Raw genomic sequence first — 26,994 nt, 5'->3', positions numbered from 1 at the left:
GCCCCGGCGTCAGTTCTTGTCGAACTCATAGCGCAGCACGGGGGTACGCGCGGCGCGCACTTCGTCCGGCCTGCCTATGGGGCAGCGGTGCGGCGCTGCGTGCAGGTAGGCGGCGTCGGTCTTCGCCCTGTCCAGAATGGCGATGAAGGCTTCTGCCGCATCGTCCAGGGTTTCGGGACTTTCGGTTTCCGTGGGCTCCACCATGAGCGCCTCATGCACGATGAGCGGGAAGTACATGGTCGGCGGATGGATGCCGTAGTCCAGCAGGGATTTGGCCACGTCCATGGCGGTGACGCCCATGTCGTGCTTCTGCCGTTCCAGCGACATGACGAACTCATGCATACAGAGCGTATCGTAGGCCATGTCGTAATGTCCGGCGAGCTTCTTCATGAGGTAGTTGGCGTTGAGCACGGCCACGGCCGAGGCTTCGGGAATGCCCTCGCGTCCCAGGGTGAGAATGTAGGTGAGCGCCTTCACCGCCACAAGGAAGTTGCCGTAGAAGGAACGCACCCTGCCCATGCTGTTTTCCGGCCTGAAGAAGCTGTAGCCGTCGGCCTCCTTCCGCACGCGGGGGCCGGGCAGGAAGGGTTCCAGAAAGGCCTTGCAGCCCGCCGGGCCGCAGCCGGGTCCGCCGCCGCCGTGAGGCGTGGAAAAGGTTTTGTGCAGGTTGAGGTGCACGCAGTCGAAGCCCATGTCGCCGGGACGGGCGTGCCCCATGACGGCGTTGAGGTTCGCGCCGTCGTAGTAGCACAGGCCCCCCGCTTCATGCACGATGCGCGTGATGTCGAGGATGTTGGGGTCGAAAAGGCCCACCGTGTTGGGGTTGGTGAGCATGAGGCCCGCGGTATCGGGGCCCACGGCCTTCTGCAGGGCCTCAAGATCCACGCCGCCCTCGGCATTGGAGGGCACGGAAACCACCGTGAAGCCCGCCATGGTGGCCGAGGCGGGATTGGTGCCGTGGGCGGAATCGGGCACGATGATCTTCGTGCGGGCCGTGTCGCCCCGCGAGAGGTGGTAGCGGCGGATGAGCAGAAGGCCCGTGTATTCGCCGTGCGCTCCGGCCGCAGGCTGCATGGTCATGCCGTCCATGCCGGTGATTTCGCAAAGCAGGCCTTCCACCTTGTACAGCGCTTCAAGGCAGCCCTGCACGCTTTCTTCCGGCTGGAGGGGATGAATGTCGGCAAAGCCCGGCAGGGCGGCCATTTCCTCATTCAGCCTGGGGTTGTACTTCATGGTGCAGGAGCCCAGGGGGTAGAAGCCCTTGTTCACGCCGTGGGTCTGGGAGGCAAGCTCGGTATAGTGACGGCCGAGGTCCACCTCCGCCATTTCCGGCAGGCGGGGAGCTGAGGAACGCAGCGCGGAAGAGGAGAACTGCACCTTTTCCACATCGCATTCGGGCAGGAGGCTTTCGCAGCGGCCGGGACGGCTTCTTTCAAAAAGGAGTTTCATTGTGCGCATACCTCCCGGATGGCGGTGACGAGTTCATCCATGTCGTTTTTGCTGCAGAGTTCGGTGCAGCACCACAGGATGCCGCCTTCCACGGGCAGACCGCCGAGTATGCCCTTCTTCGCGAGTTCCCGGCAGAGAAGTTCCGGGTCCACGGGGCATCCGGTGAGAAATTCGTGGAAGAATTCCCTGCCTTCATGGCGCAGGCCGAAGCCGGGAATGCGGGCAAGTTCCGCCGCCAGATAATGGGCGTGGGCGGCGGAGTTTTCCGCCGCACGGCGCAGTCCCTGCGGACCCATGGCCGCAAGGTAGACCGATGCCGTCATGGCGCAGAGCGCCTCGTTGGAACAGATGTTGGAAGAGGCCTTTTCGCGGCGGATGTGCTGTTCGCGGGCCTGCAGGGTGAGCACGAAGGCGCGGCGGCCTTCGCCGTCCACGGTTTCGCCCACAATGCGGCCGGGCAGGCGGCGCATGAGTTCCTTCTTGCAGGCCATGAAGCCGAGATAGGGCCCGCCGAAGCCGAGCGGCATGCCCAGAGGCTGGCCTTCGCCCACGGCAATGTCGGCCCCGTATTCCCCGGGCGTTTTCAGAAGGCCGAGGGAAATGGGGTTCGCCCCCATGACCACGCGGGCTCCGGCTTCATGCGCGGCGGAAACAAGGGCGTCCATGTCTTCCAGCACGCCGTAGTAGTTGGGGCTCTGCACATAAAGGCAGGCCGTGTCGTCGGAAAGGGCCGCGCGCAGATCTTCCACTGCGGTGGCGCCAGACGAGACGGGAAGCACCGTAACGGGCACGTTGCGGCTTTCGCAGTAGGTTTGCACCACCTCGCGCACCTGCGGGTCGACGGTTCCGGCAAGGATGACGCCGTTTTTGCGGCGTTCAAGGCACATGAGCACGGCTTCGGCCGCAGCCACGGCCCCGTCGTACACCGAGGCGTTGGATACGTCCATGCCGGTGAGCTCGCAGATCTGCGTCTGGTATTCAAAAATGGACTGAAGCACGCCCTGGCTTATTTCCGCCTGGTAGGGCGTGTATGCCGTGACGAAGTCCTCCTTGGAGGTCACCGTCTTCACAATGGAAGGAATGTAGTGGCGGTATGCGCCTGCGCCGCGGAACACGCTGCGGAAGCGCACGTTCTTTTCCGCAAGAGCGCTTACCTTGCGCGCCGTTTCCATTTCGCTCAGTCCGTGGGGGAGGTTGAGCTCATGCACGCGCACCTTTTCGGGCACCACGCGGAAGAGCTCCTCCTCGGACGTGAGGCCCAGGGAAGCGAGCATGGCCTTCCTTTCCTCCCCGGTCGCGGGGATGTAGCTTCCCATGCTAGGCCTCCTCGGACTTGCACACGGCCTCGTAGCCGGCCGCGTCGAGCAGTTCGCCCACGGCTTCCGCGCCGGAAACCTTGATGAGCCAGGCGTCGTAGGGGGATTCGTTCAGCAGGGCGGGGTTGTCGATGAGCGCCTCGTTCACGGCGGACACGGTGCCGGTCACCGGGCTGAACACGCCGGACACGGCCTTCACGGATTCCACGTCGGCAAAGGAGTCGCCCATGGTCACGGCGTCGCCTTCCTGCGGAAGTTCGATGAACACGATGTCGCCGAGGGCGCTCTGCGCAAAGTCGGTGAGGCCGATGACGTAAACGTCGCCTTCGGTTTTGATCCATTCATGGGAAGCGGTGTACTTGAGTTCGGCGGGAATCTTGGACATGGCTGTGCTCCGTAGGGGATAGATGGTTCAAAAAGGAGACGGAAAAGGGCCGGTTCAGCGTTTGTAGAAAGGAAGAGGAACGATTTGCGCGCTCACGCGGCGGCCGCGCACGTCCACATCCACAAGGGTGCCGGGGGCGCTGTGCGCAACGTCCACAAGGGCCATGGCCACGGCCTTGCCCACGGCCGGGCAGTGGGTGCCGGAGGTGGTTTCGCCGATGCGCTCGTCGCCCAGAAACACATCCTGATGTTCGCGCGCGATGCCGCGGCCCGTCATGACGAGCCCTACGCGCACGCGCGAAGGCTCTCCCGCCGCCGCAAGGGCGGCTTTGCCGATGAAGTCGGGCTTTTCCATCTTCACACCGAAGGAAAGCCCCGCTTCAAAGGGAGTGATGTCTTCGTTCATTTCATGGCCGTACAGGGGCATGGCGGCCTCGAGGCGCAGGGTATCGCGTGCGCCGAGTCCGCAGGGGATGAGCCCGTATTCCCTGCCGGCTTCACGCAGCATCTGCCAGAGACGGACGGCGTTTTCCGGCGCGGTATAGATTTCATAGCCCGTTTCGCCGGTGTAGCCCGTGCGGGACACCATGCACGGAATGCCGCCTACCGGAATATCGCGCACGGCGGTGTAGTACTTCTGCGGCAGCTTTTCGGCAGGGGCGAGCCTGGCGAGAATGTCGGGCGAGGCAGGGCCCTGCAGGGCGAGCTGCGCCACGGAATCGGAAATATCCTCGGCCTTCGTGCCGGGCAGAAGGTTCGCCGCCATGTGCGCGTAGTCCTTGTGCCGGTTGGCCGCGTTCACCACGGCAAGATATTCCTCCTCACCGAACTTGTAGATGACGAGGTCGTCGATGACGCCGCCTTTTTCATTGCACATGACGCTGTAGCGCACCTTGCCCACGGGCATGTTCGTGAAGTCGTTGGTGAGCAGGTGATGGAGCGTTTCCAGTGCGGAAGGGCCGGTAAAACGGATTTCTCCCATGTGGGACACGTCGAACAGGCCTGCCGCCCGGCGCACGGCCATGTGTTCCTTGATGACGCCGTCCGCATACTGGACGGGGAGCAGATAACCGGCAAAGGGGACGATCTTGCCGCCTTCCGCGATGTGCACGTCGTAAAGAGGGGTTTTCTGTTCCATGGGCCTTCTCCTCGAAAAAGGGAATAAAAAAGAGGCACAGATAACGAACGACTTCGTCATCTGTGCCTCTGTTACTGACCTGAAAGATTCTCCGCCGGGCGGATTGCCTCATTGGTGCATTGCTGCTTTCCAGAGTTTGTCCAGAACCGGTCCTTTTGCCTGAGAGTTCTCGCGGCCCCTTCGGCGTCGCCTTCCGGCGCTCTCTCCCGGTTCCTTCATCCAAATCCATGCACGGCCCTATTCGTTTGAAAGAACCACAGAAAACTGTCGTTCCAAACTGCTTGTCCAATATCACGGGCATGGAACAAGGTCAAGATATGTTGCCGGAGCGGCGCGGGAACTCTTTTTTTCCTCACCGTTCCGGCGCTCGGGGAGAAGGCGGCGTTTCGCCTTTGTTTCCGGGAAGATGGAGCAGTACCTTCTTCATGGTTTTCGTGCGGATACCTTTCGGCGTGCCGGGGAGTGAGGGCATGGCATACCGGCGGTTTCCCCGGCGGGCAAATTGCGTTAGAAGAGAACCTGCCGTACGGGCAGGGAGGAGATACGCCGTGGAATTCGGTTTCAGATTTGCGGAAAGAAAGGATACGGCCCTGATTTTGCAGTTCATCAGGGAACTTGCGGACTATGAGAAGATGCTGCACGAAGTCGTCGCGGATGAAGGAACGCTGGAAGAGTGGATTTTCGACAGAAAGAAGGCGGAAGTCATCTTTGCGCTTGAAGACGGCAGGGAAGTCGGCTTTGCCCTGTTCTTCCATAATTTTTCCACCTTCCTCGGCCGGGCGGGCATCTATCTGGAAGATTTGTACGTCCGGCCGGAATACCGCGGCAGAGGATACGGAAAGGCGCTGCTGAAGAAGCTGGCCGCCCTTGCCGTGGAGCGCGGCTGCGGCCGCCTGGAGTGGTGGTGCCTCGACTGGAACAGGCCGAGCATTGATTTTTATCTTTCCCTCGGCGCGGAATCCATGAAGGACTGGACGGTGTACAGAATCGCCGGGGAGACGCTGCAGAATCTTGCCCGGTAAGGCGATGCTCCGGCAGAGGGCCTTTTGCCGGAAGATGAGAAGCTCCCGGCATGGCCGGATTCCGCGCAAAAGGCGTAAGGAACCGCCTTGCATGCATCTCCCGGAGAGGGAGAAGAAAAAGAAGGGCCGCCCCGGAAGGGCGGCCCATGTTCATGCCGAAGAGCCGGATCAGGCCGACTGGTCGGTGAGGGTCAGCTTTTTCTTGGTGGCGGAAATGCTTTCCGTCTGCACCTTGCTGCGGTCGGTGTAGTGGGTGTGCAGCAGATCGTGGGCCTTGTGGGAATTCGGCTCGCCGAGGAAGTCCTCATACAGCCGGATGATCTGCGGGTTGTTGTGGGACTGGCGGCGCGGCATGTTCTTGTCGATGGTGAAGAGTCCCTGCCTGCGGTCGCGGGCATGGGGGTGATAGTCCTTCTTCACGCGGCAGGTGCCGCCGCCGTCCACGCAGCCGCCGGGGCAGGCCATGACCTCGATGAAGGTATAGGGGGAATTGCCCGCCACGGCCTGTTCCGCCAGCTTTCGGGCATTGGCGAGCCCGTGAACCACGGCCACCCTGATGACGCCGTTGCCTTCGCCGAGGTCCACTTCCGCCTCACGCATGCCTTCTTCGCCGCGCACGGGCACAACGTCCACACCGGGCAGTTCCTTATGATTGAGCACGGCGTACACGGTACGGACGGCGGCTTCCATCACGCCGCCCGTGGTGCCGAAGATGACGGCCGCACCGGTGGAATCGCTCATGTAGGGGTTGTCGAACTCTTCCGGTTCCATTTTCGCAAGATCAATGCCGCAGCGGCGGAAGAGGCGGGAGAGTTCGCGCACGGTAATCACCACATCGGTATCGGGCGCGCCGTTGACATGGAGCTGGGGCCGTGCGGCCTCATCCTTTTTCGCCGTGCAGGGCATGATGGATATGGCACGGATTCTCCGGGGAGAGAGGCCCATTTTTTCGGCAAGATAGCTTTTGACCAGAGAACCTGCCACCGCCTGCGGGGAACGGGTGGTGGAAACGTAGGGCAGCACGTCCGGGCAGTGCTTTTCCGCATAGTTCACCCATGCCGGGCAGCAGGAGGTGAAGAGGGGGAGCTTGCCGCCGTTTCTGATGCGGCTGAGCAGTTCCGAACCTTCCTCCATGATGACCACGTCGGCGGCGAAATCGGTGTCGATGACCACGTCGGCGCCGAGGCGGCGCAGCGCGGCCACGATTTTGCCCTGAACATTTTCACCGGGAGCAAGGCCGAACTCCTCGCCGAGCACCACGCGCACGGAAGGAGCAAAGGAAAACACGGTGGTGAGTTCCGGGTTGGCGATGTAATCGAGCACGGCGTCGTTTTCATCGCGCTCGGAAAGGGCGCCCGTGGGGCAGACCAGGGTGCACTGACCGCACTGTATGCAGGCGGAGGTGTTCTGGCTGGGGGCCATGCCCACGCCGATATGCGCGCCTACGCCCGTGCCGTCCACGGTAAGGGCGGCCACCCCCTGCACCTTGCGGCAGACCTCCACGCAGCGCAGGCAGCGCACGCATTTGGTCATGTCGCGCACCATGCCGCGCATGGTGTCGTCGAAGGGGCGCACGGAAGGCATACGCGGGGCGAAGCGGTTGGTGGAAAGGCCCACGTATTCGGCCAGATCCTGCAGCTCGCAGTTGCCGTGGCGGGCGCAGGCTCCGCAGTCCTGATCGTGGTCGGCAAAGATGAGCTCCACCTGAAGGCGCTGCATGTCGCGCACGCGGGCGGAGCGGGTGTTCACCCGCATCCCTTCTTCCATGGGAGTGTTGCAGGTGGTCATCATTTCGGTATGGCCGTTTTTGTCCGTCACTTCCGCAAGACACACGCGGCAGGTGCCGGGCTTGTGGTCGAGAGGCTGGAAGTGGCAGAGCGTGGGAATGAAGATGCCGTTGCGCCGGGCCACCTGAAGGATGGTTTCCCCGGCCTCGAAACTATAGTCACGTCCGTTGATGGATGCATTCATGGCAGATTCTCTCAGAAACGGTTAGGCTTTGAAACCGGGGATGGGGGAGCGGGTGACGACGGACATGATGCGGTAGCAGCGCATACAGCGTCTGGCTTCCTTCCACGCCTCTTCCTGACTCATGCCCAGTTCCACTTCCTTGAAGTTGCCTGCGCGTTCGGCGGGGGCGAGTTCGCTGAGCTTCACGCGGGCTTTCTTTTCCTGCCCGCATACCGGCTCGTCGCCGAGCAGGTCGGCCTTGCGGATGAGTTCGCTTATGCGTTCGCGGGCAAGGAAGGGAGGCTTGCCGTATTCAAGATAGCTCACAATGGCCTGCGCGCCGATGGAACCCTGAGCCATGCCGTGGATGAGTACGCTCGGGCCCTTGGTGCGGGGACCGGTGGTACCGTCGCCGCCGGCGAAGACGCCGGGCCGGGAGGTGGCCTGATATTCGTCGACGATGATGCAGTTCTTGCGGTCGAGGGCGATGCCGTCTTCACTGGTGAGCATGGCGGGATCGCTCTTCTGGCCGATGGCGGCGATGACGTGGTCGCAGGGAATGACGAATTCCGAACCGGGGATGGGCGTGACGCCGCGGCGGCCGCTTTCATCGGGTTCCGTCTGCTGCATGGCCACGCAGCGCAGGCCTTTGATCTTTCCGTCTTCCACCACCAGGGAATCCTGGCCGGAAAGGAAGTGGAACTGCACGCCTTCGCGCATGGCTTCCACGATTTCCTCTCTGTCGGCCGGGGCGTCGGCTTCCGTGCGGCGGTAGACGAGGTGCACCTTGCCGTTTGTCATGCGCACGGCGGAACGGCAGCAGTCCATGGCCACGTTGCCGCCGCCCACCACGACAACATCGCCTTCCATGGAGGGCGTGACGCCGGTTTCCAGCGTGTCGTGCACCTTTTCCAGAAAATCTATGCCGTTTTCATAGCCGGGGAGCGAGGTGTCTTCCCCTTCCATGCCGAGATAGCCGCCCAGCGGGCAGCCGGTGGCGATGAACACGGCCTTGTAGCCCCGGTTGAACAGGTCGTCGATGTGGAAGTCGCGCCCGAGCTTCTGCTTGAAGAAGAACATGCCGCCCATCTGCTTGACGAGTTCGTTTTCCTGCAGGAGCACGTTCTTGGGCAGGCGGTAGAAGGGTATGCCGTAGCGCACCATGCCGCCGGCCTTGTCGTGGGCTTCATAGATATCCACGGGATAGCCGGTTTCCAGAAGCTGATAGGCGCAGGTGACGCCCACGGGGCCCGCGCCGATGACGGCCACGCGCTTGTTCTTCGTGGTGGGGCAGGGTTCCGGCTTCAGAATGCCGGGCACGATGGTCTTGTCGGCGGCGAAGCGCTTGAGGTTCTTGATGTCCACGGGAGCATCCACCTGGGCGCGGCGGCAGGCCTTTTCGCAGTAGCGCACGCATACGCGGCCGCAGCTTCCCGCGAGAGGGTAGTGGTTGAGCACCACGCCTGAGGCAAGGTCGTTATGGCCGTCCTGCAGGTAGTCGATGTAGCGGGGCACGTTGACGTGGCTCGGGCAGGCTTCGATGCAGGGGCTTGTGGTGACGGAATAGAAGCCCGCGTTCCCGTGGAAGGGGAAGGGGCGCAGCTCGTCGGGGAAATGGGCAATGGCGTTGAGAAGAGGCGTCGTGCCCGTGCGGCCCACACCGCAGAGGGAGGTTTCGTGCATCTGTTCGGTGATGTCGCGCACTTCTTCCCAGTTCACCTCTCCGCCGTGGCAGGCCTTTTCCAGCTCCTGAGCGAGAATGTGCGAGCCGGCGCGGCAGGGCGAACACTTGCCGCAGGATTCGGCGGCAAGGCGTTCATGATGCTTCCACAGCGCCCAGGCGAGACTGGCCGTGCGGGAAAAGACCAGAAAGCCCCGGTTGCTGAGAAAAACCTCCGTGGGATTTCCTTCGTTGAACTGATCGAAAAGTTCCAGCGGCAAATCCTTCGGAGAGGTGGGAGCAGCGGAGCCGCGATTGTCGTACACGACATTGTCCCAGACTCCGTAAATCAGCTGCGGCATAGGGCAGAGCCTCCTTGAATGGTGCATGTGGCATGTTGGACGGTAACGGGGGCCTTCCTTTTTTCACGGAGCGGGACCTTTGCTTTTTCGGGGCCTTTTTCCGTAAAAGGGAGTTTTCCTGCCGAGAGGCGGGGAGCCGCCAACAGGTATATTGCTTGTATGTAGGGAAAAAAAAGGCGTTCGTAAAGAGAGGAGAAAAAAGCGCAGGAAGAATGTCGCCGTGTTCTGCCGCCGGGCAGGGGAGGCGGCCCTCGACGGGCCGTGTGTCCGTGGCCGTATGGGCGCTCTTCGCAATGGCGGTAAAACATTGCAGGCCGGAATGCGTATCATGCGGATTTTTCCGTCCGTCATCAGCGCCGTCATGCTTTTTTTCGCGCGGCTTCCGCGGCCGGTTCTCCCGAGGACATACGAGACGAGTTTTTCTCCGGCCCGTCGAGGGGCTGGATGCGTTCCCCGACGGGAAGGTCACGGACCCTCGCCCCTGGGGAAAGCCGTTTCTGCAGAAAAGAGAGGCCATGGCCGTTGCCCCACAGGCCATACTTCTATGAAAGAAGAATAATGCCGCGAGGTTGATGTGAAAAAAGACAGAGAGGAAATATCTTTTTTTGTAATACTGCATCTCCCGGCGGAGAATAGCTTTCTCCTGTGCGGCGGCGGGACATTGCAGGGAAAAGACATGCGATGCAAAGGGGGGAAAGAAAAGAGCGCTGTCCGCTTCTTGTCGCGCATGAGTCGGACGTCGCAGCCCTGCGGGAAAGGTTTCGTCGTGCGGAAGAATCGTCTTTTCCTTCCTTATGAGGGGTACGGAGAGCGGAAGGAGTTTCCTCCTGCGCAGGTACGGTGTTCTGCAACAGTCTGTACTGCGCGCCCGAAAATATTGCAGCGGACGCGGGCGACAGGCTGCTCATGTTTACAAAAGACATGATTTCAAGGTATCCTGCATGAATATTCAGCGAAGAGGTCCGCTATGAATCATCAGATACTTATGCTTGTTGTCAGCGGAACGGCCATGGGCTGCCTTTTTAAATACCTGAACATTCCCGGGGGCTGTATGCTCGGCGCCGTCGTGGGCAGCATGATCGTCAAGCTTCTCGGCCTTTCCGGGATGCAGATGCCCTCGCTTTTTTACAACGGCGCGCAGATAGCCATCGGTATCTGCGTCGGTTCCATGATTTCTCTGGATATGCTTTCCAGCATGAAGGATCAGATTCCCGTCATGGTGCTGAGTACGGCCATTCTGCTTCTGGCAGGACTCGGTTCGGCCTTTGTGGTGCGGCACATGACGGATCTGGACGTGACAAGCTCCATTCTCGCCACATCGCCGGGCGGACTCAACGCCGTCATCGGCCTTGCCGACGCGGCGGAACATCTGCCCAAGATCATGGCCTTTCAGATGACGCGTTTGTATGTGGTCATCCTGCTGGTGCCCGTGTTCTGCTGGTGCATGAAGTTTTTCTTCCATAAGTAGTCCCCGGCCTTGTACGGGACGGGCGGAAGAGAATCCGTTTTTTTTCGCGCCATGCCGGGTAAGCCTCCGTTCGGTCCGGTCTTTTCTGCATGAGAAGGAAAAGAGGCGTGCCTTTCGCGTGGTTGTGCCCTTCCGCAGGGATCTCCGTCGTAGAAGGAATACGCAAGGCCCCGTTTCCGCTCATGCGGAAACGGGGCCTTGCCGTGTTTTTACGGTGTCCGTCTTCTGTGCGAAGGAGAGGGGCGGGCTTTTGCCCATGCCGCTCCTGTAGCGGGCAGACGTGCAGGAGAGCTTTTCCTATCTGTGGCCGCGATGGATGAAGGTGGGCGACGTGGAACCTCCGGGACGGGCCATGGAAGGACGGGGAGGTCTTCCTCCCGCAGGGCGCGCCATGGGCGGCCGCGGACCGTGACCGCCCGGGCGCATCATGGGAGGTCTGGGGCCGCCGCGACCACCGAGATCTACACTCTTTCCCTACACGACGCTCTTCCGATCTCGGGAGGGCCGGGGGGCCGTACGCCGTGCGGAGGGCGATGCGGCGGAGGAGGCGGAAGCACTCCGTGCGGAGGCCTGTGAGGACGGGGATGCACGACGACCGGGGGCGGCAGTACGGGGAAGAGAAGGGAAGTGCCGTAGTATCTAGGCGTATAATATCCTCCCGTGCCGACGCTGACGCCTCCGGCATAAACGCCGCCCGTACCGAAGGCCACGCTGCCCGAAACATCCGGCCCGTAGGGGTCCGGGGCGCAGCCTGCAAGAAGGGCTGCAAGCATGACGGCAAGAAGTCTGCGTTTCATGGGATTCTCCTTGTAAGAGAACACTGAAAATCCTGCCTGTACGTTTAAAAAGGATAGGCGTTTTCCGGGAAAAGACAAGTTTCGTTTTCTTGCAGGTGGAAGACTTCGTTACTTTTTTGCCGCGAGGGCTTCGCGTATGCGGCAGACGCCGCATACTTCCGTGGAGGTGGGGTAGCCGCAGCGGGCGCAGGGCTGAAGGGTCTGTCCCTTTTTTTCCTCCTCCTGTCGGAAGGCGGGTTTTCCGCGTTCCAGAAAGCCGTGATAGAAGTCCATTTTTCTGCCGGGCATTTTTTCTTCCAGCTCAAGCCACAGGCCCTTCAGCGTGGAAAAGCTGGCCCCTTCGCTGTAGGGGCAGGGCGCGTAGTGGTTTTCTATGCCCATGAGGAAGGCGTAGTTGGCCGTTTCGAACTCCGTAACGCGCCAGAACGGCTTGACCTTGCGGGTGAAACCGTCGGAATCCTCCAGCAGGGGCCCCTGATCGCTGAGATAGGCTCTGTCCCAGCGCAGGGTGTTGCTGGTGAGGCGTGCCACCTCGTCGTCGAGATTGTGGCCGGTGGCGAGCACGTTGAAGCCGCCTTCGCGCGCCGTCTGATTGAAGTAGTAGCGCTTGATTTTTCCGCAGGCGGAACAGACGGGGCGGCGGAGTGCGGCCTTCACGTCGGGAATGGCCAGCCCTTCGGCGGCCATGTCGCGTATGATGAGGGGAAAATCGTACTTCTGGCAGAAGCGTTCCACCACGCCGCGGGCCGCCGGAGAGGACTGCGGAATGCCGAGATCGATATGCAGGCCCGTGACGTTGTAGCCCTGTCTGCCGAGTTCCAGCATGAGGGCGAGGGAATCCTTGCCGCCGGAAAGGGCTACCAGAACGCGGTCTTCCCTGGTCATGAGCTTATGTTCCCGTATGCCTCTGTCCACCTGGCGGGAAAAGAAATCCAGAAAGCAGTCGGGGCAGAAGGCGGTATTATGACTGGGCAGGGAAACAACGGCGCGGGCATGGCAGCGGCGGCACTTCATGGGAAAACCTCGTAACGGCGGAAAATGGCTCTGGGTACGGAGTTCCCCGGCATCCCGGCGGCATGGGCCGTGAGGGGAGCACGGGGCGCGGCACTTCACAGATGCAGAGGAATACGCTAAAAAAAAGGAAGTGTAAATTTATGCCAACCCGCCCGGCCCGCCCGGGCAAGACGGAGCTTTCTCCCATGGCCGAACCTTCCCGTTCCTCCCGTAAACTGGCCGCATGTCTTGCCGTTTTGCTCTGTGCGGGCGCAGGGGCATGGCTTTTTTTCTTTGATGGCGGAAGTCTCTCTCCCGAAGAGGCGAAACAGGCTGTTCAGAGCCTGATGGGAACGTCCCGGGAAGAGACGCAGGGTGTCCCCGTGAGGGAGGAGACTGCCTCCGAGCCCGGGAAGAGCGCCGCTCAGGAAGAGAAGAAGGGCGGAGAAGTTTCGGCCGCCATCAGTACGCAGCCGCGTCCGGCACCTTCCGATCCTGCGGCGGAGCTTCTGGCCCGTGTGGAAAAGGCCATGGAAGAGACCGGGCCTGCGCTTCCCGGCGGGGACAGCGCATCGGGAACGGTGGAGAACAGGCCGCCTGCTGTGGATGAGACCAGGCAGGATTCCGTGGTGACGGGCGCATTCGTGCGCGACCTGGCCCGCTGGCTGGCCGCAAGCTATGTTCCCTCCCGCAGGGAAGACCGTAGCGGGCGCAGTACGGCCACGCTCGTGCAGGGAAATTTCCGTTACAGCAATTCCGGTACGCTCCGCAGCGTGGAACGCGATCCGCTGAAGGGGCGTTCCGGCGTGCTGAACTATGTGTTCACGCCGGGCATGCTGGAGGCCTTGTACCGCATGTACGCGCCGCGCCTTGTGGAGGAAATGGAACTTGCCGCCCGAAGCAGGGGCAGGCAGTCTCTTTCCGACGCACAGGTGGCGGACATGTTCATGGTGTATGCCGGAGAATTTCAGCGCTTGTCCGTTTCGCTGGAGGCGGCATCTGCCGTGGATCTTCCCGCGCTGGCCGCGTCCATCCGCAGAGCTGCGGAAAAGGAAGCCGACGCCAACGACGATTTCGCCCGTGCCTATACCGCGCTTTCCATGGCGCGCGAGGCGGGAAACAGCGACGAAGTGGCCATACAGAGCCGCCGCATGGCGGAAAGTTCCCATGTGGCGGGCATGTATGCCGCAAGGCAGGAAAGAGCCCGGGACGACATGGCCTATGCGCTTCGCCGAAAGGCCGCAGGCAAGGCTCTCCCCGATGCGGAACTCGTGTTCCTCGGTGAATGGCTGAGCCGCCGTCACGCTTCCGTGGAAGCCATCCGTGCGGCGGCGGATGTGTGCGGCCGTATGGCCGGGCTTTGCGAAGAGCGCGCCCGTGCCGTGACTGCTCCCCATGACGCGGCGGCGGAAGAGCCTCAGCCCGTGCAGCAGCCTTCCGCTCCGAAAAAGACGGAGGAGCCCGCGCCTCAACCTGCCGCAGCTCCTGATCTTTCTTCCGTGAAGCCGGAGGCGGCGCCTGCCGAAGAAGGGATGGACGCCGTGCCGCAGAAGGCCGCGGAAACTCCCTCACCGGCTCCCGCAACGGAGCAGAAGAAAGCGTCTTCTTCCTCGTTTGTGAGGGAGGTGTCCGGTCCGCTTTCCTTTGAGCCTCTGCCGAAGAGCGACCGGGAAAAGCCTGCGGGCGTGGCGGCGCAGGAGCCTGCCGCAGCAGAAGAAGCGAAGCCTTCTTCCGCCGGAGAGGCGGCGAAGGACAAGATGAGTGCTGTCCAGCCCGGGGCCTCCGTTTCCGGGGAAGAAAAGAGCGCATCCGCTCCCGTACAGAACGCAGAGACGGAGAAAAAAGCGCCGGAAGCCTCTGCCTCCGGCCATGTTGTGCCTTCCTCTGAGCAGAAGGCTCCGGTCACGCAGGCGCTTTCTTCCGCGCAGGAGCAGGGCAACGCTGCGCAGGCCGCTTCCTTTGCATCGCAAAAGCCTGCGGGCGTGGCGGCGCAGGAGCCTGCCGCAGCAGAAGAAGCGAAGCCTTCTTCCGCCGGAGAGGCGGCGAAGGACAAGATGAGTGCTGTCCAGCCTGAGGCCTCCGTTTCCGGGGAAGAAAAGAGCGCATCCGCTCCCGTACAGAACGCAGAGGCGGAGAAAAAAGCGCCGGAAACCTCTGCCTCCGGCCATGTTGTGCCTTCCTCTGAGCAGAAGACTCCGGTCACGCAGGCGCTTTCTTCCGCGCAGGAGCAGGGCAACGCTGCACAGGCCGCTTCCTTTGCATCGGAAAAAACTGCGGATGCGTCGGCGGACGGCACGTCTTCTGCCATCGGAGAGGAAAAAGCATCCCGTCCGTAAAGGGAGGAGGCGGTCACGCTTTGCACTGCCTCTTGCCGTGAACCTGTTTTTCAGCCGGGAAAATATCACAAAAGGCCGGAGCCTGGGAAAGGCTCCGGCCTTTTGTGATGAAAGGGTATCCGGCTGGGGGAAGGAGGATTCTTCCGCAATGCTGCCCAGTTTCAGTCGCTGCGGGTGCGTTTTGTTTTCTGCAGAAGTTCCAGAGCCTTGGCAAAGGCTTCTTCCGGCGTTACGCACAGCAGGCACTGGGGATCGTCGCACTCCGTCCGGGAGCAGGGTTGACAGGGCAGGTCTGGCCGCAGCTCCTCATGAAGAGGGGAGGGGTAGCGCCATGCCGTGCCCGAGGCTCCGGGAATGACGAGACTCGGTACGTTCAGCGCCGCCGCCATGTGGCGAGGGGAAGAGCAGTTGCCCACAAGCAGGTCGGCCTCAGCCAGACAGGCGGCGGAAAGGCGTATATCGGGCAGCGGTTCCGGCACAAGCAGCGTTTCGGGGGCAAGGCCCGCATCGAGGCAGAGCTTTTTCAGAGCGGCGATATCGGAGTCCTCTCCCGGGCCGCGCAGCAGCAGAAAACTCATGGAGTCGTCGTGCCGGGCAAGCAGACTCATGAGGGCCGCAAAGCGTTGCGCAGGCCAGCGCTTGGAGGCGCGGCGGTGCGTGGAGTCCACGGCAATGAGGCGTCGGCCTTCCCGGAATCCGCAGGCCTTCAAAAGTTCCCGGGCAGTGCGGCGTTCCTCTTCCTGCAGGAAGATACGAGGGCCTTCTCCCTGCCAGTGTATGCCGAGCGGAGCGAGCAGAGATACCTTGGTTTGCGAGGCATAGCCTTCCTGCGGCTGTACGAGGCAGTTGTAGCGCAGGCGGGAAAACACGGAAGCAGGGAAGGAAAGGCGCACGGGGGCGCGGCTTATGAGGGTCATCATACGGCAGCGCGGAAGCTGCTGCAGGTCGACGACAAGGTCGAAGCCGCACGCGGCCACGTTGCGGTAGAAGGCGAGCTGGCGGAAGAAGCCGCCTTTCTTATCAATGAGGTGAAAGGCGTCGATGAAGGGATTGTACCGCAGCAGCGGTTCGCATTTTTTTTCCGTGAAGAGATGCACTTCCGCTTCCGGGAAGCGCCGTTTCAGAAGTTCGAACACGGGCGAGGCCAGCAGTACGTCGCCTATCTGCCGCTGCTGGCAGACGAGAATGCGTTTCGGACGGAAGGTGGAAAGGTCGTTCATGGAACATCCTCTGCGCCCCTGCGTCGGGGGATGGTGTGTCGATCGCTCAGGGACGGGGGCCTTTTTTCCAGTAGGCGAGAAATTCCTGATTGCCCTTCGGGCCGCGGATGGCAGCAGGGGTGACGCCGAGGCACTGGAGTCCTTCTCCTTCCATGAAGCGCAGCACCCTTTGCACGGCTTCGTCGCGCAGCGCTTCATCGCGCACCACACCCTTCACGGTCTGGCCCGGGCCCACTTCAAACTGCGGCTTGATGAGCCCCACGGCAATGCCGCCTTCCTTCAGCCAGCGCAGGCAGTGGGGCAGCACCATGGTGAGGGAAATGAAGGACACGTCGGCCACGATCATGTCCACCGGTTCGGGGATAAGTTCCGGCGGAGCGGTACGCAGGTTCACGCCTTCGCGGGAAATGACGCGGGAGTCGGCGCGCAGGCGTTCGTGAAGCTGGGCATGGCCCACGTCCACCGCATACACGCGGGAAGCGCCGTACTGAAGCAGGCAGTCGGTGAAGCCGCCGGTGGAAGCGCCCGCATCCAGGCATACGAAACCGGTGACGTCGATATGATACTCTTCCAGCGCGGTGAGCAGCTTGTAGGCTCCTCTGCTTACGAAGCGTTCCACGCCCACAAGCTGAAAGCGCGTGGTGATTTTGTAGGGATGACCGGGCTTCTGCACCGGTTCGGGGTTCCGTTCGGGGTGTTCTTCATCGGGGGCGAGGGTCACTTTGCCCGCCATGATGAGGCGGCGGGCCTGTTCCTTGCTTTCGGCAAGCCCCTGTTCGAAAACGAGCTGATCGGCGCGGGCCTTGGCTATCATGTGTATGCTCCTTTGGACTCTGGTTGTAGCGGCAAGAGGGGGCGCATGGCAAGAAGGAAGTGTTTCCTCCCATCCCCCGGAAGGAGGGCATAAAAAAAGGCCGCCCTTTCCGGCGGCCTTTTTTTATGCTGCGGAGCGGATTATTCGCCTTCTTCTTCGGCGAAGCGGGCCCCGGCTTCGGGGCTGAGATCGCCTTCCCAGCGGGAGACGACGATGGCGCCGGTGGCGTCGCCGAGCACGTTCACGGAGGTGCGGGCCATGTCCATCACACGGTCGATGCCCGCGATGATGGCGATGCCTTCCAGCGGAATGCCCACCTGGGTGAACACGATGGAGCTCATGAGAAGACCGGCGCCGGGCACGCCCACGGTGCCGATGGAGGCGAGCACACCCACGAGGATGACTTCAAACTGCTTGTCGAAGGGCATGGGGATGCCGTACAGCTCGGCCACGAAAATGGCCACCACGCCCATGTACACGGCCGTACCGTCCATGTTGATGGTATTGCCGAGAGGAATGGAGAAGGAGGCCACAGGCTTGGAGGCGCCGAGCTTCTGCACCTGAATGAGGTTGGTGGACAGCGCGGCGGCGCTGGAGCAGGTGGTGAAGGAAATGATCATGGGCGCGGCGAGCATCTGGAAGAACAGAGGAATGCTGAGACCGCAGGCCTTCACCAGAGGAATGTAGCAGAACAGCACATGGCAGAGGCAGGCCAGATACATGACGCCGATGACCTTGAGCAGCGGCAGCAGCACGGCCGCGCCGTGGCTGGCCACGGTGAAGGCGATGAGGCCGAATACGCCGATGGGGGCGTAGATCATGACCATGTTGGTCACCTTGATCATGACCTCGGCGCAGCCTTCGAAGAAGGAAAGGACGGTCTTGCCCTTTTCGCCCACGGCGCTCAGGCCGAAGCCGAAGATCATGGCGAAGAAGATGACCTGCAGCATGTTGCCCTTGCTCATGGAGTCGATGGGGTTCAGGGGCACGATGTTGAGGAACACATCCATCATCTTGGGCGCCTGCACGGCCTGCGCCTTCAGTCCTTCGGTGGAAAGGTTGAGCCCTTCGCCGGGGTTCAGAATGTTGGCGAAGACAAGGCCGATGAACACGGCCACGGCGGTGGTGCAGAAATAGTAGATGAGAGTCTTGGAAGCCAGGCGGCCGAGCTTGCTCAGATCGCCCACGCTGGCAGCGCCCGCTACGATGGTGGTCAGTACCAGAGGCACAACGACCATGCGGATGAGGTTGATGAAGAGCTGGCCGATGGGCTTGAACCAGGCGGTGTCGAACCCCATGGAGGGCGCGGCAAGGCCGGCTGCCACACCGAGGGCCATGCCTATGGCCATCTGTGCAGGCAGGCTGATGCGGGTTTTCATGGAACTCCTCCAGTACGCGAGTCGCCGCAGAATGGCGGCGGGAAAAATGGCAGGGGCGTCCGGTCGCCTGCTGCTCCTGCGGCGTCCGGCCGTGTAAGGGAGTCCTCTCTTTTACAAAATCGGAAAAAGAACAGGACGCCAGACATCTTTTCCATGAAAGATTCCATCTGTCAAGGCGGAGGTGCGGATGCGCCGAAGGGGAAAAATGTAACTCTTTTGTAGAATTACGGGGAAACAGCTTTTTCCGCAGAGGCCCCTTTTGTAAGGCGGAAGGAGGCATTTGCGTTGACGCGCGCTTTAGGGCATAGTCGCTCCGGGTTCGGAAACGCCGGACACGAGCGCAGAGAAAGGAGGAGATTGCGCCTTTGCCCCACGGGGCCGTTGCCGTGCCCGATGCTCTTTTCATTCACCTTTTTCACCGTGTGCTTGAGAACCACGTTAAAAACAAGCTATGAAACAGTATTCCTTTTCTGCGACGTTCATGACCCTCGGCATCGTGTTCTGCACCTGCCTCATTCTTTCCAACCTTCTGGCCGCCAAGATCTTCATGCTGGGTTCCTTCGCTCTGCCTGCGGCCGTCATCATTTTTCCCGTTTCCTACATCATCAACGACTGCATCGCCGAAGTATGGGGCTTCCGCCGGGCGCGCTTCATCATCTGGACAGGCTTTGCCATGAACTTTTTCGTGGCGGCGCTCGGCCAGCTTGCCGTGCTGCTTCCTCCCGCGCCGTTCTGGGACGGAGCCGAACATTTCAATTATCTTTTCGGCCTTGCTCCGCGTATTGCGGGCGCGAGTTTCCTTGCCTTTCTGGCGGGTTCGTTCCTGAATGCCTATGTCATGAGCAGGATGAAGGTCGTCTCCCGCGGGCGTTATTTTTCGGCCCGCGCCATCCTTTCCACGCTGATCGGCGAGGGCGTGGATTCGCTCATCTTCTTCCCCTTCGCCTTTGCGGGCATCATTCCCTTTTCCGACATGATACCCATGATGCTGGCGCAGACTTCGCTGAAGACGCTTTATGAAATTCTCGTTCTGCCCGTGACCATCCGCGTGGTGAACTTCATCAAGCGCACGGAACAGACCGACGTGTACGACGAGGGTATTTCCTACAACATTCTGAAAGTGCGCGAGATGGCCTGATGGGCGGCGCGCTTGTCGTTTTCAGCGGCGGTCAGGATTCCACCACCTGCCTGTTCTGGGCGCGTGAACGTTTTGAACAGGTGCGGGCCGTAAGCTTTTTCTACGGTCAGAGGCACAGGCTGGAACTGGACATGGCCCGGGCCATTGCCGAAGAGGCGAAGGTTCCCTGGGAACTGCAGGATGTGAGCTTCATTTTCCGCATAGGAAAAAGTTCGCTGACGGATACGGAAACCGCCATGGACACGGATGTGCCGGAAGGGGGATTCCCCAATACCTTCGTTCCCGGGCGAAACCTGTTCTTCCTCAGCATCGCCGCCGTCTGTGCAAGGGAACACGGCATGAGGGACATCGTCACCGGCGTTTCCCAGACGGATTTTTCCGGCTATCCCGACTGCCGCGACACGTTCATCCGCTCGTTGAACGTGTCCCTCAATCTGGCCATGGAGGAGCAGTTCGTCATACATACGCCGCTCATGTGGCTCGACAAATCCCAGACCTGGGAACTGGCGGACCGGCTCGGTATTTTCGATCTGGTGCGCCGCCGCACGCTTACCTGCTACAACGGCATCCCCGGCGACGGCTGCGGCGAATGCCCCTCGTGCAGGCTGCGCCGCCGCGGGCTGGAGCGGTATCTTGAACGCAGAAAACGTTCCGGCGAGGGGCGCGTCCCTTCCCCGGAGGGAGAAAACACCCATGCATGACAGAAGTGAAGACAATCTCACGCAGCTCGGTTCCCCCACGCGCTACCGGCAGGACTATGCACCGGAAGTCTTGGAAACCTTTGAGAACAGGCACCCGGAAAACGACTACTGGGTGCGCTTCAACTGCCCGGAGTTCACCAGCCTCTGCCCCATTACCGGGCAGCCGGATTTTGCGGAAATCCGTATCGAATACATTCCCGATGTGAGAATGGTGGAAAGCAAGAGCCTCAAGCTCTACCTTTTCAGTTTCCGCAATCACGGTGATTTTCATGAAGACTGCGTGAACATCATCATGAAGGATCTCATCCGCCTCATGGACCCCAGATATATTGAAGTGACGGGCATATTCACGCCCCGCGGCGGTATTTCCATCTATCCGTACTGCAACTACGGCCGTCCGGGGACGAAATACGAGGAAATGGCGCATTACCGCATGATGCATCACGATATCTGAACAAAAGGGGCTTCAGGGCCCCTTTTTCGCGCCCCGGCGTTTGACAGAAACCGGGCGCGATGAAATAGAGGAGCCGACGGCCCCTCGGGGCGGAGTTGCCGGGTACGGCAACAAGGAGAATTCATGCTGCATCCTTCCCTTTCCCTGAACGAGCTTGAAGCCGCGGACGCTCGCACGGTGCTTTCCGTCGTGCGTTTTACGGAGCGGGAACTCAACGTGCCGCTTCAGGGCGCTCGGCTTCTTGTCGCCCTTTCCGGCGGAGCGGATTCCACGGCTCTTCTGGTCATGTTCTGTGCGCTGCGCGGGCGCTTCCATCTCAGTGTCGCCGCCGCGCATCTTGACCACGGCCTCAGGGCGGAGAGCGGGGAAGAGGCGGAGGCGGCCCGTGCCCTTTGCCGGGAACTGGGAGTTCCTTTTTTCTCCCGGCGGGAAGACGTGGGAGAGATGGCCCGCACATGGCGCTGCGGTGTGGAGGAGGCCGGGCGCAGGGTGCGGTATGCCTTTCTGGAGGAATGCCGCGTACTCTTCGGCGCTGCATGGGTGCTTACGGCGCATCATGTGGGCGATCTGGCCGAAGACATGCTCATGCGCCTTACGCGCGGAGCGGCCTGGCCCGGACTCGGAGGAATGGAGGCCGTGGTGGAGGAAGAAAAGCGGCGCGTGCTCAGGCCGTTGCTCATGCTGGAGAAAAAAGATCTTGCCGGTATGCTGCTTCGTCTCGGCGTGCCGTGGAAGGAAGATGCCTCCAACCAGAGCCGTGCCTGGAAGCGCAACCGTGTGCGGCACGACATGATTCCCCTTTTTCTTGCCGAGAACCCGCAGTTTTATGAAAGCGTACGCCGCGTATGGCGCTGTGCGCAGCGGGACAGACGGGCCTGGAAGGCGAAGGCGGAACGTGTGCTGGAAGAAGCGGAAGGCGGCATCCGCCTTGCGGACGGCGTGCTGAAGACGCTTGATATGGCGGAGAGAATGCGAGCCATGGCCGAGGCGCTCGGCCGCCTGGGCGGGCAGGCAAGGGCGGATACGCTGGAAAGGATGGAGGAGGCATGGAAAAAACGGCTTTTTCCCCGGCGTTTTTCCTTTGCCGGAGGCGTGAAGGCCGAACTTTCCGGTGAGGGGCTGTTTTTTTACCATGCTCCGGGCCGGTGAGTTTTGCGCAGCCTTTTTCCTTCCTTGCAAAGTGTTCACACTCCGGCGGGGGTACTCTGCCGCGCTGCCGCTTCCGCGAGGCGCGTTTCCCGCCCTGTCCCACGGCGTTATGCCGGTTTTCCTTTCGGAGGGGGCCGACGCTTTTTCTGCAGGAAAAGTGCATCCGTCACAGGGCGTTGTGTAACACTATGCAAGAATTAGCCCGGGAAGGCGCGTTTCTGCGGAAACTCTGATAAGAAAAAATATAACTTTTCGATATTCTTCATAAAAAATTCTTACCTAATCTTTCCGAACCCCTTTTTATAGGCCAAAAAGGCTTTTGCCTTAACCTTGCCAGCTGGTGTAGGGTGCTTACTTAGCAGCAGGGAGGGGGCGCAGGCAAAGACGCCGCCTTCCATTTTTCTCGCGAGGAGTTTTGCCATGCCGCTGTATGATTTTGAATGTAAGGCCTGCCGGCACACGTTTGAGGAGCTGGCTTTTGATGACGACGATGTGGTCCGCTGCCCGAAATGCGGCTCCGAAGATACGGCCCGCCTGGTTTCCGCGCCCAGCCCGCTGAAGACGGGGGCTTTCCCCTTCAAGATAGGGCCGAGGCCGGCATGGATGAACGACAAGAGGCTGAACCGCAACAGCCCCTGTCACGGCAACTGTTCCTCATGCGGGAGTTCCACCGGCGGCGGAGCTGAGTAGCCGGGCGGGCCGCGCGCCCGTTTTTACAATGGCGCAATCTGTCTGCCGGCATTAGCATGACAGGCAGGCAACGCCTTCATCCGCCCACATTTTTGATTTTACAAGGAGTTCCTATGAACGGCATCCTTAAAAAAACGGCCCTCGCCGTTACCGGTTTTGTTTTTCTGGCTTCGTCCGCCTCGGCGGCGCCCGTACTCCCCGATTTCGTGCCCCTGGCCAAGAATGCAGGCCCCGCGGTGGTGAACATCAGTACCGAGCGCGAAGTGGAAAGCCCCGTGATGGACATGTTCAATTTCCCCGGCATGGAACGCTTCTTTGAGCAGTTCGGCGGCCCCTTCGGCAATATGCGCCCCGGCCAGCCCGCCCCCAAGCGCAAGAGCAGCGCCCTCGGTTCCGGCTTCATCATTTCCGCCGACGGCTACATCGTCACCAACAACCATGTGGTGGAAGGCGCCGATAAGGTGACCGTGAAGCTCAACGGCGACAAGTCCGCCGGGCTCCCCGCGAAGATCGTGGGTACCGATGAGGAAACCGACCTTGCGCTGCTCAAGGTGGAAAGCTCCGAAAAGCTTCCCGTCCTGAAGTTCGGCGATTCCGACGCCATGGAAGTGGGCGACTGGGTTGTGGCCATCGGCAACCCCTTCGGCCTGAGCAACACCGTGACGGCCGGTATTCTGAGCGCCAAGGGCCGCGATATTCATTCCGGTCCCTTCGACAACTTCCTGCAGACCGATGCCTCCATCAACCCCGGCAACAGCGGCGGCCCGCTCATCAATATGGAAGGTGAGGTCATCGGCATCAATACGGCCATTTCCGCCAACGGTCAGGGCATAGGCTTCGCCATTCCGAGCAACCTTGCCTCCAAGGTCATCAACGATCTGCGCGAAGGCAAGAAGGTAAGCCGCGGCTGGCTCGGTGTGACCATTCAGGATCTTGATGAGAACATGGCCAAGGCTCTGGGCCTCAAGAAGGTCGGCGGCGCGCTCATCGGCTCCGTCCTTCCCGACGAACCCGCCGACAAGGCCGGTCTGCGTGCGGGCGACGTGATCATCCGTGTGGGCGATCGTGATATCGACAGCGCCTCCGCCCTTACCCGCAGCGTGGCGAATCTCAAGCCCGATACCAAGGTCGACGTGGTCGCCCTGCGCGACGGCAAGGAAGTGAAGGTGACGGTGAAGCTCGGCGAACGCGCTTCCCACAGCACGGTTGCCAAGGATTCCGGCCAGAGCGAAGGCACGGAGCTCGGCGTGAGCGTGCAGCCCCTTACCCCCGATGACGCCCGTGCGCTCCAGCTTTCCGGCGATGTGAAGGGCCTTCTCGTGGTGGACGTGAAGAACGGAAGCGCCGCTGCCGAAGGCGGCCTGCGCCCCGGCGACGTGATTCTTTCCGCCAACCTCAAGCCCGTGACCCGCGTGGATGAGCTTTCCTCCATCGTCCGCAAGGAGGGCAAGGAACGCGGAGCCGTCATGCTTCAGATCAACCGTCGCGGCGATTCCTTCTTCGTCACGGTGACGCTGGACAAGAAATAACCACCCATAAAGGCGGAGAATGCTCCGCCTTCCTTCCGAAGCTCCCGGTTTTTTCCTCAGAGAAAGGCCGGGAGCTTTTTCGTGCCTTTCGGCACTGGACGAAATTCCTTTTCTTCTCTATTTTTCCTGAACCTTCGTCTTGGAGGGCGGGGGTGAGCTGTGCCGAGCCATAATCGGTTCCTTTCGTCCTATGGAGTGTTTATGTCTGTTTCACCCTTTAAAAGCACCGGGGCCCGCCTCTTCATGGCGGCGATTCTCGGTTTCCTCGCCGCCATGGGCCCCCTTTGTACGGATCTGTACCTGCCCGCACTGCCCAACATGGCGGCGGAACTTTCCAGCAGCGCTTCGCAGATGCAGCTCAGCATCACCGCCTGCCTGCTGGGGCTTTCCCTCGGGCAGATCGTGCTCGGACCTCTGAGCGATGCCCGGGGCCGCAGACTTCCGCTGCTTTTCTCCCTCGGCGTGTTCATCGCAGCTTCCTTTTTCTGTTCACGCGCCTCAAGCGTGGGGGAACTCGTTGCTCTGAGGTTCCTTCAGGGACTTGCGGGGAGCGGGGGCGTCGTGCTTTCGCGCGCCATAGCCTGCGACCTGTTCCGGGGGACGGAATTGACGAAGTTCTTTTCCCTGCTCATGCTCATCAACGGCGTGGCCCCCATTTTCGGCCCCGTCATCGGCGGGCAGATCATGAACTTTTTTGACTGGCCCGCCATTTTTCTTTTCCTCTCGCTCTGCGGGGCGGCGCAGTTTTCCCTGGTCTTTTTCGGCTGTCGTGAAACTCTGCCCCGGGAAAAGCGCGTACAGGGCGGTATGCTGCAGTCCATCCGGGCCATGTTCCGCCTTTTCGGCAACCGTGTCTTCCTTGCCTACATGCTGATACAGGGCTTCGTCATGGCGGGCTTTTTCGGGTATATTTCCGCCTCGCCCTTCGTGCTGCAGAATCTCTATGGCCTTTCGGCGCAGCAGTATGCCCTGTGCTTCGGCTGCAACGGGTTCGGCATCATGATTTTCGCCCAGATCACGGGGCGGCTCTGCGCCGCCTACGGCGACAGAACGCTGCTTTGTGCGGGGGCCTGCCTTTCCCTCGTCGCTGCCGTGTGCATTGCCGTGGTCGCGGTGCTGCACCTGCCCGTAGCTTTCATGACAGGAGCGCTTTTCGTGTTCGTGTCGTGCATAGGCATTACCACAACCACCAGTTTTTCCCTGGCCATCGCTTCGCAGCAGGGCGGAGCGGGCAGCGCTTCCGGGCTGCTGGGGGTGACGTCCTTCGTCTTCGGGGCGCTTTCCTCCCCGCTGGTGGGACTGGGCGGTTCCAGCAGCGCCGTGCCCATGGCCGTGGTGGCGGTTGTTTCCGGCTTGTGCGTGCTCTTTTTCTTCCGCATGGCGCTGAAAAACGGAAGAAGAGGCTGATGCTGTCATAAGGGGCAATCCGTTCCGGGCATGACCGGACGGCCTTCCCTGTAAATAAAGGAAGCGGGCACGCATCGGCCGTGCCCGCTTCCTTCGTATCATGTTGCCTTACGCTTCGTTTTTTCCGTGCATCACGTGCACGGCGCAGCCCAGTCACGGATCGAAGGCGCGTACCAGTCTTCCGGCATTCACCGGATTCTGGTCGTCGGGAACGGGCAGCCCCACCAGCGCTTCCTCCATGGGGCCGCGCAGCCCCGCATCGTCGCGGGGAGAGGCGTTCCACAAGGTGGCGGGCAGTATCTGGTAGAAACTCAGACGGCCGTTTTCCACTTTGAGGCAGTGCATGAGCGAACCGCGCGGAGCTTCGGTAAGGCTGTATCCTTCCCCGTTCTGCATGTCGGGCAGGGGAACAAGGGGACTGGGCCCCGGCGTGAGGGCATTCAGCCAGCGTTCCATGGCTTCGGCCACGAACCAGGTTTCCTCGGCCCGGGCCAGATGACGCCCCATGATGGAGAAGACGAAGTTTTCTCCGAGATCACGGAAGCGCACGGCGCGTATGCCGAGATACTTCGGGGCCAGTTCCCTTCCCATGGGGGAAAGTTCCCCGTTGTTGATCCACAGCCGCGCATGGGGGCCTACTTCCATGGGCATACCGTTGTAGCGCGCAGCCTTGGAAAAGCTGTAGGCTCCGGGTTTGTCCAGCTCGACGGAGGGGGGCGGCGCGTTGAAGGGACTGCCGCCGGACTGTGCGGAAAACCATGAGTAACGTACGTTTTCCATAACCTTGTCCGGCTCGAAGGCGTATTCCCTGCCGCCGGCCCATACGCCCGCGCGCAGGGCGGGGCTTCCCGCATCGGGCTGGGGGAAAGCCCCCATGCACAACGCCGTGGCCCATCCTTTGCCCGTTTTACCAAGGTCGGCATAGCGTTCCGCAAGCAGGTAGAGCAGGGGGACATAGCGTTTTTCGATGAAGGCACGCACCGTTTTCAGCCGGGAGCGGAAGGCTTCGATGTTTTCCGTGGTGACGGCGGAGGAGGCTCCGCCCGGCACGATACCGTGCACATGGGGCATTCTGCCGCCGAAAACGGCCGCCATTTCATGACACAGGGCGCGGATGTCGAGAGATTCCAGATACTGTTCGAGCATCATGGCCGTGGCCGCTTCGCCGAGGCGAAGGTCCGCTTTTTTCCGGCGGGGGAAAAACGGCGGCTCGTCCGGTCCCTGAAAAAAATCCTGACTGGAAAGCTGATAAAAGCTCAGCAGATGTGATTGAAGGTAGTTTGCGGCCTGCATGAGATTTCTTAAAAGTACGCCTTCGCGCGGGCAGGCGATATGGAAGGCGTCTTCCAGCGCCATGCAGGAAGCGAGGGCGTGGGAAACCGGGCATACGCCGCAGATGCGCTGCACGATCTGCGGGGCGTCCGCAGGCACGCGCCCCATGAGTATGGTTTCAAAGCCGCGGAACATGCCCCCGGTAAGCCATGCGTCGCGCACAAGCCCTCCGTCGATGTCCAGTTTCGCCTTGAGGTGCCCTTCAATACGGGTAATGGGATCGATGGCAAGAGAAACGGCCATGGGTCATCCTTGTGTTTTCCGGCGCTCCGGCCAGAACGGCTGTTCTGCCGGAAGCGGAAGCGT

21 protein-coding genes and 1 riboswitch are annotated in these 26,994 nt (G+C 61.2%); of the genes, 10 read left to right on the top strand and 11 right to left on the bottom strand.

Features of this window, described 5'->3' with window-relative positions; genetic code table 11:
• Nucleotides 1-9: 9 nt before the first annotated feature.
• The 4 genes from gcvPB to gcvT are packed head-to-tail and all read right to left on the bottom strand — an operon-like array spanning nt 10 to nt 4,287.
• Nucleotides 10-1,449 carry an aminomethyl-transferring glycine dehydrogenase subunit GcvPB gene (gene gcvPB, locus CZ345_RS01120; protein WP_077071360.1) on the bottom strand — a complete coding sequence of 480 codons (1,440 nt, stop codon included), beginning with the start codon at nt 1,447-1,449 and terminating at the stop codon, nt 10-12.
• A complete protein-coding gene (gene gcvPA / locus CZ345_RS01115; RefSeq protein WP_077071359.1) occupies nt 1,446-2,765 on the bottom strand; it encodes an aminomethyl-transferring glycine dehydrogenase subunit GcvPA in 1,320 nt (439 codons plus the stop codon). Before gcvPA ends, gcvPB begins: the two co-directional genes overlap by 4 nt.
• A gap of 1 nt (nt 2,766) precedes the next feature.
• The gene (gene gcvH, locus CZ345_RS01110; RefSeq protein ID WP_077071358.1) at nt 2,767-3,150 is read right to left on the bottom strand and encodes a glycine cleavage system protein GcvH; all 384 of its coding nucleotides are present in this window, start codon (nt 3,148-3,150) and stop codon (nt 2,767-2,769) included.
• Nucleotides 3,151-3,204: 54 nt separating this feature from the next.
• Nucleotides 3,205-4,287: a glycine cleavage system aminomethyltransferase GcvT gene (gene gcvT / locus CZ345_RS01105; RefSeq protein WP_077071357.1), complete on the bottom strand. Its 1,083-nt coding sequence runs from the start codon at nt 4,285-4,287 to the stop codon at nt 3,205-3,207.
• A gap of 137 nt (nt 4,288-4,424) precedes the next feature.
• A riboswitch (glycine riboswitch) is annotated at nt 4,425-4,506 on the bottom strand.
• 329 nt (nt 4,507-4,835) lie between these two features.
• On the opposite strand from gcvT, the gene CZ345_RS01100 reads away from it, so the two are divergent.
• Nucleotides 4,836-5,309, top strand: a complete 474-nt coding sequence (locus tag CZ345_RS01100) for a GNAT family N-acetyltransferase (RefSeq protein WP_077071356.1) — start codon at nt 4,836-4,838, stop codon at nt 5,307-5,309.
• A gap of 168 nt (nt 5,310-5,477) precedes the next feature.
• Here the strand turns inward: CZ345_RS01100 and CZ345_RS01095 are convergent, their stop codons facing one another.
• Both CZ345_RS01095 and CZ345_RS01090 read right to left on the bottom strand, forming a co-directional pair.
• On the bottom strand, nt 5,478-7,280 hold the full coding sequence (locus tag CZ345_RS01095) for a [FeFe] hydrogenase, group A (protein ID WP_083717044.1): 1,803 nt from the start codon (nt 7,278-7,280) through the stop codon (nt 5,478-5,480).
• A 21-nt stretch (nt 7,281-7,301) separates the two neighbouring features.
• Nucleotides 7,302-9,281 (bottom strand): FAD-dependent oxidoreductase, encoded by a 1,980-nt coding sequence (locus CZ345_RS01090; RefSeq protein ID WP_077071354.1) that lies wholly within the window; start codon nt 9,279-9,281, stop codon nt 7,302-7,304.
• A gap of 967 nt (nt 9,282-10,248) precedes the next feature.
• Between CZ345_RS01090 and CZ345_RS01085 the strand changes: the two genes are divergently transcribed.
• Nucleotides 10,249-10,749, top strand: coding sequence for an AbrB family transcriptional regulator (locus tag CZ345_RS01085; RefSeq protein WP_077071353.1), 501 nt, complete (start codon nt 10,249-10,251; stop codon nt 10,747-10,749).
• Between the two features lie 905 nt (nt 10,750-11,654).
• On the opposite strand, the gene CZ345_RS01075 is transcribed toward CZ345_RS01085, so the two are convergent.
• Complete coding sequence (locus tag CZ345_RS01075; RefSeq protein WP_077071351.1) at nt 11,655-12,560, bottom strand: TIGR00269 family protein; 906 nt, start codon at nt 12,558-12,560, stop codon at nt 11,655-11,657.
• Between the two features lie 140 nt (nt 12,561-12,700).
• On the opposite strand from CZ345_RS01075, the gene CZ345_RS01070 reads away from it, so the two are divergent.
• Nucleotides 12,701-14,875, top strand: coding sequence for a hypothetical protein (locus tag CZ345_RS01070; protein ID WP_077071350.1), 2,175 nt, complete (start codon nt 12,701-12,703; stop codon nt 14,873-14,875).
• Between the two features lie 161 nt (nt 14,876-15,036).
• Here the strand turns inward: CZ345_RS01070 and CZ345_RS01065 are convergent, their stop codons facing one another.
• The 3 genes from CZ345_RS01065 to CZ345_RS01055 all read right to left on the bottom strand — a co-directional run bounded on the left by CZ345_RS01065 (nt 15,037) and on the right by CZ345_RS01055 (nt 18,288).
• Nucleotides 15,037-16,095: a glycosyltransferase family 9 protein gene (locus tag CZ345_RS01065; protein ID WP_077071349.1), complete on the bottom strand. Its 1,059-nt coding sequence runs from the start codon at nt 16,093-16,095 to the stop codon at nt 15,037-15,039.
• A 46-nt stretch (nt 16,096-16,141) separates the two neighbouring features.
• Nucleotides 16,142-16,909 carry a TlyA family RNA methyltransferase gene (locus CZ345_RS01060; RefSeq protein WP_077071348.1) on the bottom strand — a complete coding sequence of 256 codons (768 nt, stop codon included), beginning with the start codon at nt 16,907-16,909 and terminating at the stop codon, nt 16,142-16,144.
• Nucleotides 16,910-17,049: 140 nt separating this feature from the next.
• The gene (locus tag CZ345_RS01055) at nt 17,050-18,288 is read right to left on the bottom strand and encodes a dicarboxylate/amino acid:cation symporter (protein WP_077071347.1); all 1,239 of its coding nucleotides are present in this window, start codon (nt 18,286-18,288) and stop codon (nt 17,050-17,052) included.
• A 451-nt stretch (nt 18,289-18,739) separates the two neighbouring features.
• Here CZ345_RS01055 and CZ345_RS01050 point away from each other — a divergent pair, with 451 nt between their 5' ends.
• The 7 genes from CZ345_RS01050 to CZ345_RS01020 all read left to right on the top strand — a co-directional run bounded on the left by CZ345_RS01050 (nt 18,740) and on the right by CZ345_RS01020 (nt 25,356).
• The gene (locus CZ345_RS01050) at nt 18,740-19,426 is read left to right on the top strand and encodes a queuosine precursor transporter (protein ID WP_077071346.1); all 687 of its coding nucleotides are present in this window, start codon (nt 18,740-18,742) and stop codon (nt 19,424-19,426) included.
• The gene (gene queC / locus CZ345_RS01045; protein WP_077071345.1) at nt 19,426-20,127 is read left to right on the top strand and encodes a 7-cyano-7-deazaguanine synthase QueC; all 702 of its coding nucleotides are present in this window, start codon (nt 19,426-19,428) and stop codon (nt 20,125-20,127) included. The genes CZ345_RS01050 and queC overlap by 1 nt, the downstream gene beginning before the upstream one ends.
• Complete coding sequence (gene queF / locus CZ345_RS01040; protein WP_077071344.1) at nt 20,120-20,581, top strand: preQ(1) synthase; 462 nt, start codon at nt 20,120-20,122, stop codon at nt 20,579-20,581. The genes queC and queF overlap by 8 nt, the downstream gene beginning before the upstream one ends.
• 123 nt (nt 20,582-20,704) lie before the next feature.
• Nucleotides 20,705-21,730 (top strand): tRNA lysidine(34) synthetase TilS, encoded by a 1,026-nt coding sequence (gene tilS / locus CZ345_RS01035; RefSeq protein ID WP_077071343.1) that lies wholly within the window; start codon nt 20,705-20,707, stop codon nt 21,728-21,730.
• A 420-nt stretch (nt 21,731-22,150) separates the two neighbouring features.
• Nucleotides 22,151-22,420, top strand: coding sequence for an FmdB family zinc ribbon protein (locus CZ345_RS01030; protein ID WP_077071342.1), 270 nt, complete (start codon nt 22,151-22,153; stop codon nt 22,418-22,420).
• Nucleotides 22,421-22,533: 113 nt separating this feature from the next.
• Complete coding sequence (locus tag CZ345_RS01025) at nt 22,534-23,949, top strand: DegQ family serine endoprotease (RefSeq protein WP_077071341.1); 1,416 nt, start codon at nt 22,534-22,536, stop codon at nt 23,947-23,949.
• 201 nt (nt 23,950-24,150) lie between these two features.
• A complete protein-coding gene (locus tag CZ345_RS01020) occupies nt 24,151-25,356 on the top strand; it encodes a multidrug effflux MFS transporter (protein ID WP_077071340.1) in 1,206 nt (401 codons plus the stop codon).
• Between the two features lie 153 nt (nt 25,357-25,509).
• Here CZ345_RS01020 and CZ345_RS01015 read toward each other — a convergent pair whose 3' ends face one another.
• Complete coding sequence (locus CZ345_RS01015; RefSeq protein ID WP_077071339.1) at nt 25,510-26,931, bottom strand: nickel-dependent hydrogenase large subunit; 1,422 nt, start codon at nt 26,929-26,931, stop codon at nt 25,510-25,512.
• Nucleotides 26,932-26,994: the final 63 nt, after the last annotated feature.

Source organism: Mailhella massiliensis, from assembly GCF_900155525.1.
Lineage (GTDB): Bacteria > Desulfobacterota > Desulfovibrionia > Desulfovibrionales > Desulfovibrionaceae > Mailhella > Mailhella massiliensis.
This window is presented reverse-complemented; position numbering and strand designations above follow the sequence as displayed.